Here is a 15,796-nt window from a genome sequence, read left to right on the forward strand (position 1 = left end):
AAACTGGCTGCATGGCTTCGGAAGTCCGCGAATCCCTGGACGCCTACCTCGCCTTTCAGATCGCCGAGGTGCAGCGTTCCATGCCCCTCATTTCGGCGGCCGACCAGGAAGCTGTCCACAGCGCCCGCCTCGCCTTGCGGCGGCTGCGGTCCGGGATTTCCTGCTTTGGCATCTTCCTGCCCCCTGCCCCGCCGGAGGCGCGCCACGGAATCAGGTGGCTTGCGACGTCCCTGGGTGAGGCGCGGGACCTGTTTGTCCTGGCCCAGCGCGTGAAGCTGTGGTTGGACGCCCCGGTGCCGTGGCGGTCGGCAGAGGTCCTCCGCACCGCCGTCGAGGGTCTGGTGGAGCGAAGCAACAGCATCGCCCGTCACGTTGCCGGCGATCTACGTGCCAGCAGGGCGATAACGGATTTTGCCGGCCTCCCGTCTCACGGAACGGGGCCGAATGGGCCCACCGACGGGCAAGCCATCGCCTGCCTGCACCGTCAGTGGGAGGTGATGCAGCAGCGAATCGCCGAAGCAGAGAAATCCCGCTCCGGCTCCGCACGAAATGAACTCCTCCACGACGCCCGGAAGGACGTCAAAAGACTCCGTTATGCCCTGGAGGCCGTTGCCGGGGCGCTCGGTCCCGGTTCCCTACTCATCCTTCAGCCGGCCGTTGCCCTCCAGCGGGTTCTCGGAGAACACCACGACGCCGTTGCGAGCCTGGCGTGGATGGACACCCTCGCCGTGGACCGGGGAATTGACGCATCGGACCTGGACCAGCTTCGCCACATGGAAGCACGGCGCTTGGAAGAAGCAGAGAGGGAGTACAGCCGGACCCTGCTGGAAACACCTGTTCCCGCACCGGGAGCCGTGCTTTCATCTGACGGCGCAGTACCCGCCGTTCGGCTCCAGGACCAGTCATAAGACGCTTTGTGATGGACCATGACCACCCCCATGACGGGTACTCGGAAGTAACTTTAATTCCTCGCCGCTTCTGGATACGGTCTCTTGTGTGGCCTGCAACACAAGGTCACTCAACGTATGCAAAGACGCATTTTGACAAGGGGGATCAGCGATGGCTGGCAGATTCGTAATTGTGCGGGACAACGACGGCACGTACCGCTTCCGCCTTACGGCAGCGGACGGAACCGTGGTGGCGGAATCGCCCGCATACAAGCACCTCAAGGGCGTCGTGGAAGGCATCCACGCGGTACGCGAAAACGCAGCAACGGGACTGATCGTGGACCGTTCAAGCACTGCCCGGGAGGCAGCCTGACATAGCCGTGGGACTGCCAGGGGCAGGGTTGGCAAGCGTCAGAGATCGACGTCGTAAAGCTTGCCTTCGTCCCAAGGCACGGTCCAGCCGAGCTCATCGAACAGCCCGCTGAGGACCATGCCCGTGAACCCCCAGACCAGGACGCCGTTCACCGTGAAACCAGGACTGGTGAAGGTGCGTCCCATGCGGCTGATGGTGGCCGTCACCCGGTTGGCGGGATCCAGCAGGTCCCGGACAGGAACGCGGAACACCTGCGCCGATTCGGCGTAATCCACTACACCCACCGGTGACGGGGAGTCCCACCAGGCCACAACGGGAGTGACCCGGAAGTTGCTGCGCGTGATGCCCAACTCCGGGATCACTCCCAGAACGCGCACTCCTGCGACGTCCAGTCCGGTCTCCTCAACGGCTTCCCGGAGGGCGGCAGCAACCACTGATTCATCCTCGGGGTCTACACTGCCACCCGGGAAAGCCACTTGGCCTGGATGGTCGTCCAAGGTATGTGCCCGTTCCAAAAGGAGGACATCGAGGTCTGCCGGTGCAATGGGACGATCCGATTCGGCCGGGACATCGTCCAGCTTTCCAAAGAGCATCAACACCGCCGCAGGCCTGTTCGTCTCCGCGCTGACCGGCAGCTTGGCCCACTGCCCGGCGTGGCTTTGCCCGCCACCCTCGAAACGGGCAACCAGCGCTGATAAATCCTCAAACGCCGTCAACGGGCCTCCTCTGGGACTCCATCCGGATCTCGGCGGCCCGGTGTGTTTCTGCCAGCAACTGCTCCAGCAATGCTTCGTTGCCGGGCGCCAACTCGTATTTAAGCAGCTTCGCGGCTTTGACCGGATCTGTTTCGCCGTCACCGTAGCTAGGGCACAAGCTCGCCACCGGGCACGCCCCGCAAGCCGGTTTCTTCGCGTGGCAGATCCTCCGGCCGTGGAACACCACACGGTGGGACAACATGGTCCAATCGCGCGGCTCGAACAACTCTGCAACGTCGAACTCAACCTTGACCGGATCCTCCGATGCGGTCCACCCGAACCGCCTTGCCAGGCGGCCGAAGTGGGTATCCACCGTGATACCGGGGACTCCGAAGGCATTGCCCAGGACCACGTTGGCAGTCTTCCGGCCAACGCCGGGCAGGGTTACCAGATCCTCCAGGCGGCCGGGGACCTGCCCGTCGAACTCGTCCACCAGCCGGTTGCATAGGGCGAGGACGTTCCGGGCCTTGGCACGGAAGAACCCCGTGGGTTGCAGGATGGTCTCAAGTTCGACGGGGTCTGCTTCCGCCATGGAACGGGCGTCCGGATAGCGGGCAAACAGGATCTTGGTGACCTGATTTACCAGGACATCCGTGGTTTGGGCAGAAAGGACCGTGGCCACCACAAGCTCAAAGGGGTTGCGGAAGTCCAGCTCGGCATGTGCGTACGGATACTTCTCCGCGAGCACCCTGTTGATCTTGCGTGCGCGGCGCTTGAGCGCGAGCGGGGAACCAGCGTCAGTGATGGCCACGGCGTCCTGCTAACCGCGTTCGATGTTGCTGAGCTCCCTGAGGACCCCAAGCTTGCCGTCGGTGTCCTGCACCAGGAACTCATGGCCGCGGTCCTCGAGAGCCAACACCCAACCACCGGGTTGAATGACGAACGCAGGAGCGCCGGTCCTCTGGTCATAGGCCGTTCGCGGCTGGGCTACGGCGAACCAGAAAGCCTCGTAGTGCGGCGCGTCCTGGGACTCGTCGGGTCGGCTCGCGGGATCCACTGTTGCGCCGATGGAGTCGCTGACGGTCCGGGTGTCGGACGAAACGATCGGCGTCGCCATGGTCGCTGCCCATGGACGTTCATTGGATTGCTGCTGGGCGGCCGGCTGGCCGACCTGTTCGGCCGCAGCCTGTCGGGATGCTGCCTGCTGCGCAGCTGCTTCCTGGGCGGCTCCCGGCTGGGCGGCCGCCGGCTGGGTGGCTGACGGTTGGCCGGCTGGGTGGCTGACGGTTCCCGGCTGGGCGGTTCCCGGCTGGGCAGCTGCAGGCTGGTCCCCGCCTTGGGCTGCAGCGGCGGGAGTACCGGCCGCGGTTCCGAGGGCTGCGGAGGAAAAGCCGGGCTTCCGGGAGGCAGGTTCCTGCGCACCCGGCTGCGGGCCCCGCGCGGACTGGTCTGCGGTCCTCGGCGCTGCTTGCGTCGCCGGCGCAGAGTGGGTCACAGGCGTGTGGGCGGAAGGCTGCTGGCTCCCGGTCTGCTGCGCAACAGGCGTCTGCTGCGGAACAGGGGCCTGCGCACCCGAAGCCGAGGCCGAACCGGTGAATCCGGGGACTGCCGGGCCAACACCGGACTTGCCGTCCTTGGGCACCTTCGGTGCCTTGGGCGCAGCCGGTTTGCGGGTGGGAACAGCGGCTTGCCGGGCCACGACGTGCGCTGGTGTTTCGGCACGGCCCTTGAAGTCGACCGAGAGGAAGGGAAGGTGCGGCCCAAGGACCGTGGCGGCAAGCAGGCCCACGGAGCCCACGAGGCCCAGCAAAACGCTGCCGTTAAAGGAGTCCGCGATCGTCAGGAAAAACAGCGGCAAGGCAAAGGCAGCGGTGACTGAGGCGAACTGGTCAATGGACAGGGAGCCGATGCGGATGTTGGTGCCGGGCTGGAGGCGACGTGCCACAAAAAGTGCGGCAACCACCAGCGGAAGGATGACCCCCAACAAGAGGAAGAACAGGTTGCCCAGGTTCCACAGGTTGTAGCGACCGCCAAACATGGGAAGCAGCGACGCAATGAACATCAACAGGACGGAACCAAAGACCGTCAAGTCCCTGACCGTGAACGGACCGGCGACGGCTTCAAACTTGCCGGCTGCCCCGGAGGTGGTCGCCGTGCTGTCAGGTGTGGCCGTTCCAGCGTTGGTGCCCGTTCCCGAGGATTGCGAGTCGTGCGGGCCTGGTCTCAGCTGGTTCATCTAATCTCCTTCGTGCGGCGTCGTCCTGGGCAGTCCGGACCGGCTGTTCCGCGGCATTCCGCAGCCCAACCTGACACGCCTCTGGCGTCCCCAAGACTTATTCAGCCTATGCCACCCCACAGACACTGACCTAGCCAAAAACGGTCCTCCGGCTTCGCCCTCAGCAAACTCAAAGGCTACTTACGGATGGGCGCAGGAATGCGTGGCCCGCGACCAGCGAAACGAGTAACGCCGTCGTCGTCATGAAAGCGGTTCCCAGCCACCCAACGCGCCATTCGGCGCCAAATTCTTACCGCTCACTGACGCATTTGTGATGACGCACACGTAGGACCTCTCGAAAGGGATAGTGTTGATGGCGGACAGCGCTGCAGCCCCCGCCCAGGGCCAGTACGACGCCGGAAAACGGCTTGTGCGGGACCCCGCGGACGGCGGTTGCGGCTTAGATCGCGATGAATGATGAGGTTCACATGTCCCAGGACACCACCGGATCAACGGCAACCGCAGCACCTTCGGCCGCCGGGGGCCAGACCCGCCAGGATGCCCTTGAAAACCTGCTTCAGGAGAACCGTAAGTTTGCGCCGTCTGCGGAGTTCGCGGCGAATGCGGTGGTTTCGGCTGACGAGTACGCTAAAGCTGATGCGGACCGGCCTGCGTTCTGGGCGAATAAGGCGCGTGAGCTTCTGACGTGGAGCAAGGACTTCGATCAGGCGCTGGATTGGTCCAACCCGCCGTTTGCAAAGTGGTTCGTTGGCGGGGAGGTCAATGCCGCTTACAACGCCCTGGACCGGCACGTGGAGAATGGCCTGGGCGACCGGGTAGCGATCTACTTCGAGGGCGAACCGGGCGATACCCGCACGTACACGTACGCGGAGCTCACCGAAGAGGTGAAGAAAGCCGCGAACGCTTTCGAGTCCCTGGGCGTTGCCAAGGGCGACCGGGTGGCCGTGTACCTGCCGATGATTCCCGAGGCCGTCATCACCATGCTTGCCTGCGCCCGGATCGGCGCGGTCCACTCCGTGGTCTTCGGAGGGTTCTCCGCTGATGCTTTGCGGTCCAGGATCGAGGACGCCGAGGCCAAGCTCGTGGTCACCGCCGACGGCACGTACCGCCGCGGCAAGCCCTCCCCGCTCAAGCCCGCCGTGGACGAAGCACTCTCTGCTATGGAAAACGGCGACGGCCACTCAGTGAACAACGTGGTTGTGGTTAAGCGCAACGGCGAAGACGTCAACTGGGTGGACGGCCGCGACCTCTGGTGGTCCGAAACGGTTGATAAGGCACCCAGCGAGCACACCGCCGTCGGGCACGATTCCGAGCACCCGCTATTCATCCTTTACACCTCCGGCACCACGGGCAAGCCCAAGGGCATCCTGCACACCACCGGCGGCTACCTGACCCAGACCGCCTACACGCACAGGGCCGTATTCGATCTGCACCCGGAAACGGACGTGTACTGGTGCACCGCCGACGTCGGCTGGGTCACCGGGCATTCGTACGTAACCTACGCCCCGCTTATCAACGGCGCCACCCAGGTCATGTACGAAGGCACCCCGGACTCCCCGCACCAGGGCCGCTGGTGGGAAATCGCCGAAAAGTACAAGGTCTCCATCCTCTACACCGCCCCCACGGCCATCCGTACGTTCATGAAGTGGGGACGCGAGATCCCTGCCAAGTACGATCTCTCCGCCATCCGGGTCCTGGGCTCCGTGGGCGAACCCATCAACCCCGAAGCCTGGATGTGGTACCGCAAGGTCATCGGCGGCAACGGCGGCAAGAAAGCCAATCCAGCCCCGATCGTGGACACCTGGTGGCAAACCGAAACCGGTGCCCAGATGATCGCCCCGCTTCCCGGGGTCACCTCCACCAAACCCGGCTCCGCCCAGGTTCCCCTGCCCGGCATCGCCGTGGACGTCGTGGACGAAAACGGCGCCTCGGTGGCCAACGGCGAGGGCGGCTACCTCGTGGTCCGCGAACCGTGGCCCTCCATGCTCCGCGGCATCTGGGGCGACCCGGAACGGTTCAAGGACACCTACTGGTCCCGGTTCGAAGCCATGTACTTCGCGGGGGACGGCGCCAAGAAGGACGAAGACGGCGACGTCTGGCTGCTGGGCCGCGTGGATGACGTCATGAACGTCTCCGGCCACCGTCTCTCCACCACCGAAATCGAATCGGCCTTGGTCTCCCACCCCGCTGTTGCTGAAGCAGCCGTGGTCGGTGCCGCGGACGACACCACCGGACAGGCCGTCGTCGCGTTCGTCATCCTTCGCGGTGACGCCACCAACAAGGGCGACGAAACCGTGCTGGAACTGCGCAACCACGTGGGCAAGGAAATCGGTCCCATCGCCAAGCCCAAGCAACTGCTCATCGTGCCGGAACTGCCCAAGACCCGCTCCGGCAAGATCGTCCGCCGCCTCCTCAAGGACATCGCAGAAGGCCGCGACACGGGAGACGCCACCACCCTGGCCGACCCCTCGATCATGAAGCAGATCGCCGAGTCGCTGCGCAAGTAACGTCCCTTCCCTGCCGGGAACCACGGCGCCGCCCACCACACCAGGTGAGCGGCGCCGTCGTCGTTCTGTGCACTCAGCCAACGGAACCCGCCCTAGACTGTAGCCAGACGACTCCCTCCCTCGAGGCCCCCCCAAGAAAGGCCCTGATGCTTCAGGCAGCACGCCACTCCGCCATCCTCGAAGCCGTGCAACGCGAACGCGTGGTGCGTGTCTCGGATCTGGCCCAGTTGTTGGGCGTTTCCCCCATGACGGTCCGTCGGGACATTGAAGCCCTGGAAGAAACCGGGCGTGTTGAGCGCATCCATGGCGGCGCCAAGCTTCCCGGAGATGCGGGCACCCACGAACCCGGCTTTGAACTGAAGTCCACCCGGCTGATGTCCGAGAAGCATGCCATTGCCGTTGAGGCGGCCACACTGGTGCACGAGGGCATGGCCGTCGGGCTCAGCGCCGGGACAACCACGTGGGCGCTGGCCCAGGAGCTCGTCCACGGCCCTCGCATCACGGTGGTGACCAACTCTGTCCGGATTGCGGACCTGTTCCACCACGGCGCGTCGTCCGGTCCGGGACGGTTCGGCTCCACAGTGATTCTGATCGGCGGCGAGCGCACGCCGTCGGATGCCCTGGTAGGCCCGATCGCAACGTCATCGCTGAAGCAGCTGCATTTGGACGCGCTGTTCCTCGGCGTGCACGGCATGGATGCGCAGGCCGGCTTCACCACGCCCAACCTGCTTGAAGCCGAAACCAACCGGGCCTTCATGGCATCGGCCCGCAGCACCGTGGTCCTGGCCGACCACAGCAAATGGGGTGTTGTAGGCATCGCTTCCATAGCTGCCCTTGAGGAGGCGGACGAACTTATCACCGACTCCCTGCTCGGTGACGATGCCCGCAAGGTGCTGGCCGAGAATGTGGCCAAGCTCCGGATCGCCGGCGCACCCAACTAGGTCGCATTTGTGCGCGTTCTGAGCCTTCACAACGCGCTCAGCTGCGACCTGGATGGGTCTCATACCGCGGGTGGAGGCCCGACGACGGAGTTCAGCCGGCGGACTGATGCCCCGGAACCCCGGGCTTGGGGATGCTGGAATCATGAACGCCATCCTCCACGCCCAGCAACTCACCAAGCACTACCCCGGCGGCGTCGCCCTTGACCACGTTGACTTCACCGCGCAGGCGGGCGAGTCGATCGCGATCATCGGGCCGTCCGGTTCGGGGAAGACCACCCTTCTGCACTGCCTCGCCGGAATTTTGAGGCCCGACGCCGGTTCGGTCACCTTGGGGCGGCAGGCGGGCGCGCTCGATTTGCGCACCTTGTCCGACGCTGAGTTGTCCAAGCTCCGCCGCGAGGAGTTCGGATTCGTCTTCCAGCAGGGCATGCTGCTACCGGAATTGACCGCCGTGGAAAACGTCGCTCTCCCGCTCATGCTTGCTGGCACGGACCGGCGCACATCTGAGTCGCGTGCCGCCGAGTGGTTGGCCGCCTTGGGATTGGCGGGCAAGGAGAGGCGTCGCCTCGGCGAATTGTCCGGCGGCCAAGTGCAGCGGGTGGCGATCGCGCGGGCACAGGTGACAGGAGCCCGGGTGGTTTTCGCGGATGAACCCACTGGAGCTTTGGACTCTGCGACATCCAGCGAGGTACTCGACGTGCTGCTTCGCTCCGTGGCCGCCAACGGGCGCACGTTGTTGGTGGTGACGCACGATCCCAATGTCGCCGAACGCTGCGGGCGTGTAGTGGAGCTGTGGGACGGTCGGATCATTGCGGACAGCGCGGGATTGGGCAGCACTGCAGCTTCCGGCAACTACAACTTCAAGGGTGCCTTCAATGTCTAGCCTCAGCATGGCTCTCCGGCTGACGCCGTACATTGCGCGCAGCAAGGGCAATATCCGTGATTCGGGCCTTCACGAGACCGGACTGCCGGTCCTTGCGTTTGGAACCGTCACTGCGCTGCTGCTTACCGTTGCGGCGGGCTCGCAGGTTTTCTGGACTTGGACGGACGGTCTCGCAGGCACTTACCAAGCGTTGGCCGTCGTCGCAATGGTCCTCCTTGTTATCCCGCTGCTGACCTTGGGCGGGTCGGCTGCCCGCCTTGCCGCCCGCCGTCGGGATGACCGGCTGGCGTCCCTGCGGCTGCTTGGGGCGAACAGCGCCACCGTGGTCTGGATGACAGTCATCGAGTCCACCGTCCTGGCCGCTGTAGGGGCCTTGGCCGGGGCGTCGCTGTACGCCGTTGTGGCACCGTTCCTCGGGTTGATCCAGTTCAGGGGACAGGCAATCGGCACTCATGCATGGTTGTCGATCCCGTCGATTCTGGCTTGCGTCCTTGCCGTCTGCCTCATTGCCGCGGTCAGCGCGGCGCTCGGGCTGCGGAAAGTGGTGGTGACTCCGTTGGGCGTACGAACACGGCAAACGACCTACGGGGCCCACTGGGTTCGCGGACTCGTGGCGGTTCTGGTGGTGGTTGCCGGAGTGGTGGCCATGGGCATGCTCAGCAGTTTTGGCACGTTCATCGTGATCCTCGGCGTGATGGCCGGATGTTTCGGCATGGCGTTGCTGGCCCTCAATCTGATGGGGCCCTGGGTTCTGAAGTTGCAGGCGATGTCGCAGTTGAAGCGCGCCAGACAGCCCGAACAGCTTCTCGCGGCACGGACCGTGCTGGATAACCCGAAGGAATCGTGGCGCCAAGTAGGCGGCGTCGCCATGACGAGCTTCGTAGGCGTGTTTGTGGGGGTCGGGATGGCCGTGGCGGACTCCATGGGCAGTGGGGCCGCGGACGAAACCACACTCTTGGTCCGGGATATCAACACCGGCGTCATGATCACCTTGCTGGGTAGCTTTCTGATGGTTGCCTGCTCGGCCGGGGTCAACCAGGCGTCCTCGGTGTTGGACAGGGCGGCCATTTTGGTTGCCCTGGACCGAGTGGGCATGCCCCGCAAGCTCATGGTGAGTGCGCGGGTCAGGGCCGTGATGTCACCGCTGCTTCTGGTGGCGGGTATCTCGGCGACGGCAGCTGGTGCCTTGGTGCTGCCGTTGGCGGGCCCGACATTGCTGACCCGGCCGGTGGTCTTCCTGACCATAGGCTCGGTGTTCGCCGTCGGCTTCCTCTTGGTGCGGCTGGCCGTTGCTGCCGGTACGGCACAGATCAACCGGGTGCTGTCCCGCCCGGCGCGCTACGCCAGCGTGGATTCGTAGCCGGCCTCCCCTACCGACGCTCTATCACTTTCCGCAGCGTTCAGGCCGACCCTCTATCACTTCCTTGAGAGGAGTGATAGAGGGAAGCCCTCAACGGGTGATGATGTGACAGAGGACCGCCCGGGAAGGGGGTGGGACGTGAGAGAGGAAGCTAGGGGCAACCGCAGGACTGCCGGATGATCAGTTCGGTGGGCAGGATGTGGTGCTGGAGCTCCTCCCCACGGTTCGCGCCCACGAGTGACCGGACCGCGGCCTCGGCCATTGCCTCGATGGGTTGCGAAACGGTGGTCAGCGCCGGCCAGCTGTACTCGGCGTCGAGGGAACCGTCGAAGGAGACCAGCGCGATGTCCGCGGGAACCCGCACGCCGGCTTCGTGGAATGCGCGCAGTATGCCGATAGCCTGCATGTCACTGCTGGCAAAGATCGCCGTTGGCCGGTTGGCCATGGCCAGGAACCGCTTGCCCACCTCGTAGCCGCCGGGCCTGCTGAATTCCCCGTGTATCAGCGGTCCGTCGGGCAGCCCTGCCGCACGCAACGCGGCCAGCCAGCCGGCCTCACGCCCGTCCAATTGATTGCCGGTATTGGTGCCGATCGCCAGGCCGATGCTGGTGTGGCCGTGGCCGATTAAATGCTCCACGGCAGCACGGGCACCTGCTTCCAAATCCACTCCGACGCTACTGAAACCGGGAGGCGAACCCAGGTTGTTCAGCAGCACCGACGGAATGTCGGTGGCCTCCAGGTCCGTCAGGTCCGGGTCGAAAACACAGCTTGCCAGGAAAACCCCATCCACCTGCCGCGCCGCCAAGGTGTGGATGTTTTTGCGTTCACGGGTCAGGCTGCCGTTCGAGTTGGCGAGCACCATGCCGTAGCCCAGCGCGGCGGCAGCTTCTTCCACGGCATGCGCCAGATGGGTAAAAAACGGGTTCGTGTTGTCCGGAACCACCACGCCGATAGTCTCGCTCGACCCCAGCTTCAACGCCCGCGCAGCCGCGTTGGGCCGGTATCCGAGGATTCGGATGGCGTCCCGCACCTTGGCTTCGGTGGCCGGCGCCACGTTCTTGGGACCGCCGTTCACAACGTAACTCACGACGGCGGTACTCACCCCGGCGTACCGGGCCACGTCCTTGCGGGTCACAGGGCCGCGCGGGGTTTGTACAGCAGAAGTGGTCATGGGGTAAATGCTAGCTACATCGCAGGAGCGTCGCCGAAATCCCTGATGCTAAGGCGCTCTCCTCCGCGCAACGCGGACTGGTGCGCCACGATGCCGGGGAGGGTGTAGCGCGCAGCAACCCAGGCATTGACGGGTGGCAGCTGGTTCTTGTTGACGGCGGTGACGAAGTCGTCCACGAGGAACTGGTGGCTGCCCTCGTGGCCGTTGGGGGCACCGAGGAACTCCTGCGGAAGCCGGGCGGGCTCGTGGACGGGCGCAAGGCCGGAGATGAAAGCGCCCCGAAGTTCAGGGGCCACGCCAGCCAGGGTGGGATCGTCAGGTGACATGGTGGGTTTCGTTTCAACCTGGTCCGACACATCGGTGACGCCCTGTTTGTCCTGCCACAGTGTGGTGGTCGCGAGCTGTTCGAAGCTTGCCTCGGTGCCGAAATAGCGGAACCGTGACTCCCGGATGTGGGAGGGATACCCCACCCGGCGCATCTCATTGGTGCGCATCGCACCGCCGTCGTTCATTTCGAACAGGGCCGTTGCGTTGGAAAAGTCGTTGGTGAACATGCTCACGTCCTTGTCGAAGACCCCGTCGTTCCGGTGGTCCTTGATACCGATGCAACTGACGCTGACCGCATGGCCGGGGACAGCACCCAGAACCCCGCCTATTGCGTGGGTGGGATACAGCATGGGCGGGTAGCTGGCAGTCTCTTTCCAACGCTCGCCGCCGCTGTACTGGTAGGCCTCGTAGAAACCAAGGTCCATGTCATGGACGTAGTCCCCCTCGGTGTAGAAAATGCGGCCGAACTTTCCGGCTTCCTGCTGTTTTCTGGCGAAGACCGTGGCGGGGTTGTAGTAACTCGTCTCACCCATCATGTAGACGAGCTTGGTTTCCCGGACAGCGGTGATGATGCGCTCGATTTCTTCCTCGGAAACGGCCATCGGCACGGCGGAGTAGACGTGCTTTCCGGCGCGCAGCGCCCGTTCAACCAAGGGGCCATGCGTCCATCGCTGGGTAAAGATCGCGACCGCCTCGACGTCGGAGGCCAGCAGTTCGTCGAAGGAGGCCATGGTGCCGTCCAACTTCCACTGCTCCCGGGCGGCAAGCGCCCGTTCGGGGAGTTCATCCACCGCGTAGACCGCGCTGACACCGGGGTGGAGCTTGAACAAGTGCGCGAACTGGCCGCCGAACTGGCCGACGCCCAAGACACCAATCGAAAACGACATTTTGACCTCCTGAGCTGCATTGCCTGGGATTGAGGCGCCCGTAGAAGGGCGTGATGCGAGTCTTCCACCACTATCTACACGAGTCAACTAAGGAGGCTTATCACATCAGGAACCTATGCAAGACCTTGCTTAACAACTTTCTACTCGTGTAGATTCAGCATCGTTGTTACCCGCATCACAGTCAGGAAGTGTCGACGATGACCACACTCACCAAGCCTCCGGCCAGCGCAGCCAAGCGCTCCGGACGCAAGCAGGGGCCCGGGAACGCACCCGTCAAACGCAGCATTACCAGCCGCCTCGGCGACCTTAGGATCGCAATCTTCTTCATCCTTCCGGCGATGGTTGGCTTCGTGGCCTTCTTCCTGGTCCCCACCATCCGCGGCATCTACCTCAGCTTCACGGAATACAGCATCCTGGGTGAGCCGACGTGGATCGGGACTAAGAACTACTCGGCCCTCTTCCAGGACGAACTGTTCTGGAACGCCATGGGAGTCACCCTCCAGTACGTGGCGCTCAACATCGGATTCCAGACCGTCATCGCGCTGGGTCTCGCGCTGCTGATGCACCGGGTAGCGAAATCCACTTTCATCCGTGGCGCCCTGCTGCTGCCGTTCCTGGTAGCCAACGTCATCGTGGCACTTGTGTGGTTCTGGATGCTGGACTACCAACTGGGCATCGTCAATGAAGTCATGAGCTGGATCGGACTCCCCCGGGTGGCTTTCTTCGGCAGCGAACAGTGGGCCATTCCCACCATCGCCTTCGTGAATGTGTGGCGGCACATGGGCTACACGGCGCTGTTGATCTTTGCCGGCCTACAGTCCATTCCCAACCACCTGTACGAGGTAGCAAACCTCGACGGCGCCTCACCCACCCGGACGTTCTGGAGCATCACCATGCCCCTGCTCCGGCCCGTGCTGGTTCTGGTGCTGGTGGTCACTGTCATCGGATCGTTCCAGGTCTTCGACACCGTGGCCGTCACCACCAACGGCGGGCCCGTCAACGCCTCCCGCGTGATCCAGATGTACATCTACCAAAAAGCCTTCGGCGAGTCGGACTTCGGCTACGCCTCCGCACTGTCCGTCATCCTGTTCATCATTCTCGCCCTGGTGGCCTTCATCCAGATGAAGTTCCTCAAAGGCAACGAATCGGACCTGGACTAAGGAACCGCAATGACTAGCTCAACCCTGCCTGAAACCCGCACACCGTCCCGGAAGAAGCCCCTGAATTGGCGCCGCATCGGCGCGTGGGTGCTGGTCGCCGTCGCCGTCGCCGTGACCATTGCCCCTTTCTACTGGATGCTGCGCACGGCACTTTCCAGCAACGGCGCCCTAGCCTCCAACTCGGGCAACCTCCTCCCCGCCGAGTTCAGCTGGGGCGCCTTCAAACGGGTCCTTGGCCTTCAAACCACCGAGGAAGCGATCGCCGAAGGCGGCTCCGGCGCCGCCATCAACTTCTGGCTTTACCTGAGGAACTCGATCGTCTTTGCCACGGTCACCACTGTGGCGCAGGTGTTCTTCAGCGCGATGGCTGCCTACGCCTTCGCCCGGCTTCGCTGGCCCGGAAGGAACAAGGTCTTCGGCCTGTTCCTCACCACCATGATGGTCCCGCCCATCTTCACCGCCTTGCCCAACTTCCTCATGATCAAGAACCTCGGGCTGCTCAACACCATGGCCGGCATGACCCTCCCGTTCCTGTTCATGACGCCGTTTGCGATCTTCTTCCTACGCCAGTTCTTCCTGGGCATGTCCCGCGAGGTTGAGGAAGCGGCCATGCTCGACGGCGCCAAGCACCTGAGGATCTTCTTCCAGATTGTGCTTCCCAACGCCGCAGCCCCCATCGCCACCCTGGCGCTGCTCACCTTCATCGGTCAGTGGAACGAATACTTCTGGCCGCTCCTGGTTGGCCAGGACGAAAGCGTCCGGGTACTCACTGTCGGCCTGAGCGTCTTCAAATCACAATCCCCGCAGGGCGCCTTGGATTGGTCCGGACTCATGGCCGGAACCCTCGTGGCCGCGCTGCCGATCTTCATCCTGTTCATCGCCTTCGGCAAGAAGGTTGTGAACTCCATCGGATTCTCCGGAATCAAATAAACCGCAAGAACACTCCTGAAAGGCCTGTCATGAAGAAACCCCTTGGCGTCGCAGCTGCAGCCGCCGTCCTTGCCCTGACGATGTCCGCCTGCGGTAGCTCCGATTCCGGTTCCGCGGCAAACGGCGAAATCAACTACTGGCTTTGGGACGCCAACCAGCTTCCCGCCTACCAACAGTGCGCCGATGACTTCACCAAAGCCAACCCGGATATCAAGGTCAAAATCACCCAACGCGGGTGGGACGACTACTGGACCACCTTGACCAACGGCTTTGTGGCCGGAACGGCACCGGACGTCTTTACCAACCACCTCTCCAAATACCCGGAATTCGCGGCCAAGAAGCAGCTGCTGCCCTTGGACGAAGCAGTTGAAAAGGACGGCGTCAAACTGGACGCCTACACCGCCGGGCTTCCCGAGCTGTGGGTCGGCCAGGACGGCAAGCGTTACGGCCTTCCCAAAGACTGGGACACCGTGGGCCTGTTCTACAACAAGGCAATGACCGACGCCGCAGGCATCCCGGCCGAACAGATGGCCAACCTTGACTGGAACCCCAAGGACGGCGGCAGCTACGAGAAAGTCATTGCCAAGCTGACGGTGGACAAGAACGGCAAGCGCGGCGACGAGCCCGGCTTCGATAAGAACAATGTAGCCACGTACGGCTTGGGACTCACCGGCAGCGGCGCAGGCCAAGGCCAGACTGAATGGAGCTTCCTCACCGCCACCACCGGATGGACTGCTACGGACAAGAACCCTTGGGGAAGCAAGTTCAACTACGACGACCCCCGCTTCCAGGAGACCATCACCTGGTGGGCCGGGCTGACGGAAAAGGGTTACATGCCCAAGCTGGAAACCACCGTGGGTGCGAGCATGCCGGACAGCTTCGGCGCCGGAAAGGCCGCCATCAACTCCAACGGCGACTGGCTGATCGGGCAGTACAAGACCTACAAGGGCATTGAGACCGCCATTGCTCCTACGCCCAAGGGCCCCAACGGCCAGCGCGCTTCCATGTTCAACGGCTTGGCGGACTCCGTCTGGGCCGGCACCAAGAACCCGGCAGCGAGCGTCAAGTGGGCTGAATACCTCGGCTCAGCAGCCTGCCAGGACGTCGTCGCGGGCAAGGCCGTGGTGTTCCCGGCAATCAGCAGCTCCGCCGAGATCGCCGCCAAGGCCTTCGCCGACAAGGGCATCGACGTGTCCGCTTTCACCACTCACGTCAAGGACGGCACCACCTTCCTCTTCCCGATTGCAGACAAAGCAGCAAAGGTGGACGGCATCATGAAGCCCGCCATGGACGCCGTGCTTTCGGGCAAGAAGCCCGCTTCATCGCTCACGGAAGCCAACAACCAGGTCAACGATCTCTTCAAGTAAAGCCCCTTTTGCGGGGCCCGTTCTGCGCGCTTTGATTCCCAGGACGGCGCGCACAACGGGCCCCGCACCCCT

At 63.8% G+C, this 15,796-nt stretch carries 14 protein-coding genes; 9 read left to right on the forward strand and 5 right to left on the reverse strand.

Annotation, left to right across the window (positions count from 1 at the left end):
• Window positions 1-11: 11 nt before the first annotated feature.
• Window positions 12-908: a CHAD domain-containing protein gene (locus RI444_RS17665; RefSeq protein ID WP_207605581.1), complete on the forward strand. Its 897-nt coding sequence runs from the start codon at window positions 12-14 to the stop codon at window positions 906-908.
• Window positions 909-1,059: 151 nt separating this feature from the next.
• Complete coding sequence (locus RI444_RS17670; RefSeq protein ID WP_021473802.1) at window positions 1,060-1,260, forward strand: YegP family protein; 201 nt, start codon at window positions 1,060-1,062, stop codon at window positions 1,258-1,260.
• 38 nt (window positions 1,261-1,298) lie between these two features.
• Here the strand turns inward: RI444_RS17670 and RI444_RS17675 are convergent, their stop codons facing one another.
• From RI444_RS17675 to RI444_RS17685, 3 genes are read right to left on the reverse strand one after another with little or no spacing between them, the layout of a single operon-like run.
• A complete protein-coding gene (locus RI444_RS17675; protein WP_062097869.1) occupies window positions 1,299-1,976 on the reverse strand; it encodes an NUDIX hydrolase in 678 nt (225 codons plus the stop codon).
• Window positions 1,963-2,766 (reverse strand): endonuclease III, encoded by an 804-nt coding sequence (gene nth / locus RI444_RS17680; RefSeq protein ID WP_021473800.1) that lies wholly within the window; start codon window positions 2,764-2,766, stop codon window positions 1,963-1,965. Before nth ends, RI444_RS17675 begins: the two co-directional genes overlap by 14 nt.
• Window positions 2,767-2,775: 9 nt before the next feature.
• Window positions 2,776-4,191: a hypothetical protein gene (locus RI444_RS17685; RefSeq protein WP_207605580.1), complete on the reverse strand. Its 1,416-nt coding sequence runs from the start codon at window positions 4,189-4,191 to the stop codon at window positions 2,776-2,778.
• A gap of 467 nt (window positions 4,192-4,658) precedes the next feature.
• Between RI444_RS17685 and acs the strand changes: the two genes are divergently transcribed.
• The 4 genes from acs (at window position 4,659) to RI444_RS17705 (ending at window position 9,882) form a co-directional block, all read left to right on the forward strand.
• Window positions 4,659-6,698 (forward strand): acetate--CoA ligase, encoded by a 2,040-nt coding sequence (gene acs / locus RI444_RS17690; RefSeq protein WP_316963835.1) that lies wholly within the window; start codon window positions 4,659-4,661, stop codon window positions 6,696-6,698.
• A 146-nt stretch (window positions 6,699-6,844) separates the two neighbouring features.
• Complete coding sequence (locus RI444_RS17695; RefSeq protein WP_021473797.1) at window positions 6,845-7,639, forward strand: DeoR/GlpR family DNA-binding transcription regulator; 795 nt, start codon at window positions 6,845-6,847, stop codon at window positions 7,637-7,639.
• Between the two features lie 142 nt (window positions 7,640-7,781).
• Window positions 7,782-8,522, forward strand: coding sequence for an ABC transporter ATP-binding protein (locus tag RI444_RS17700; RefSeq protein ID WP_031216937.1), 741 nt, complete (start codon window positions 7,782-7,784; stop codon window positions 8,520-8,522).
• Window positions 8,515-9,882, forward strand: a complete 1,368-nt coding sequence (locus tag RI444_RS17705) for an FtsX-like permease family protein (protein WP_228145565.1) — start codon at window positions 8,515-8,517, stop codon at window positions 9,880-9,882. The genes RI444_RS17700 and RI444_RS17705 overlap by 8 nt, the downstream gene beginning before the upstream one ends.
• 151 nt (window positions 9,883-10,033) lie before the next feature.
• On the opposite strand, the gene RI444_RS17710 is transcribed toward RI444_RS17705, so the two are convergent.
• Window positions 10,034-11,053, reverse strand: a complete 1,020-nt coding sequence (locus RI444_RS17710; protein ID WP_193592893.1) for a LacI family DNA-binding transcriptional regulator — start codon at window positions 11,051-11,053, stop codon at window positions 10,034-10,036.
• 14 nt (window positions 11,054-11,067) lie between these two features.
• Window positions 11,068-12,267, reverse strand: a complete 1,200-nt coding sequence (locus tag RI444_RS17715) for a Gfo/Idh/MocA family protein (RefSeq protein WP_207605579.1) — start codon at window positions 12,265-12,267, stop codon at window positions 11,068-11,070.
• A gap of 197 nt (window positions 12,268-12,464) precedes the next feature.
• Between RI444_RS17715 and RI444_RS17720 the strand changes: the two genes are divergently transcribed.
• The 3 genes from RI444_RS17720 to RI444_RS17730 are packed head-to-tail and all read left to right on the forward strand — an operon-like array spanning window position 12,465 to window position 15,724.
• On the forward strand, window positions 12,465-13,427 hold the full coding sequence (locus RI444_RS17720; protein WP_207605578.1) for a carbohydrate ABC transporter permease: 963 nt from the start codon (window positions 12,465-12,467) through the stop codon (window positions 13,425-13,427).
• 9 nt (window positions 13,428-13,436) lie between these two features.
• Window positions 13,437-14,357, forward strand: a complete 921-nt coding sequence (locus RI444_RS17725; RefSeq protein WP_062097890.1) for a carbohydrate ABC transporter permease — start codon at window positions 13,437-13,439, stop codon at window positions 14,355-14,357.
• Between the two features lie 29 nt (window positions 14,358-14,386).
• Window positions 14,387-15,724 carry an ABC transporter substrate-binding protein gene (locus RI444_RS17730; RefSeq protein WP_062097899.1) on the forward strand — a complete coding sequence of 446 codons (1,338 nt, stop codon included), beginning with the start codon at window positions 14,387-14,389 and terminating at the stop codon, window positions 15,722-15,724.
• Window positions 15,725-15,796 lie beyond the last annotated feature (72 nt).

Source organism: Paenarthrobacter sp. AT5, assembly GCF_032764245.1.
Classification (GTDB): domain Bacteria; phylum Actinomycetota; class Actinomycetes; order Actinomycetales; family Micrococcaceae; genus Arthrobacter; species Arthrobacter ureafaciens.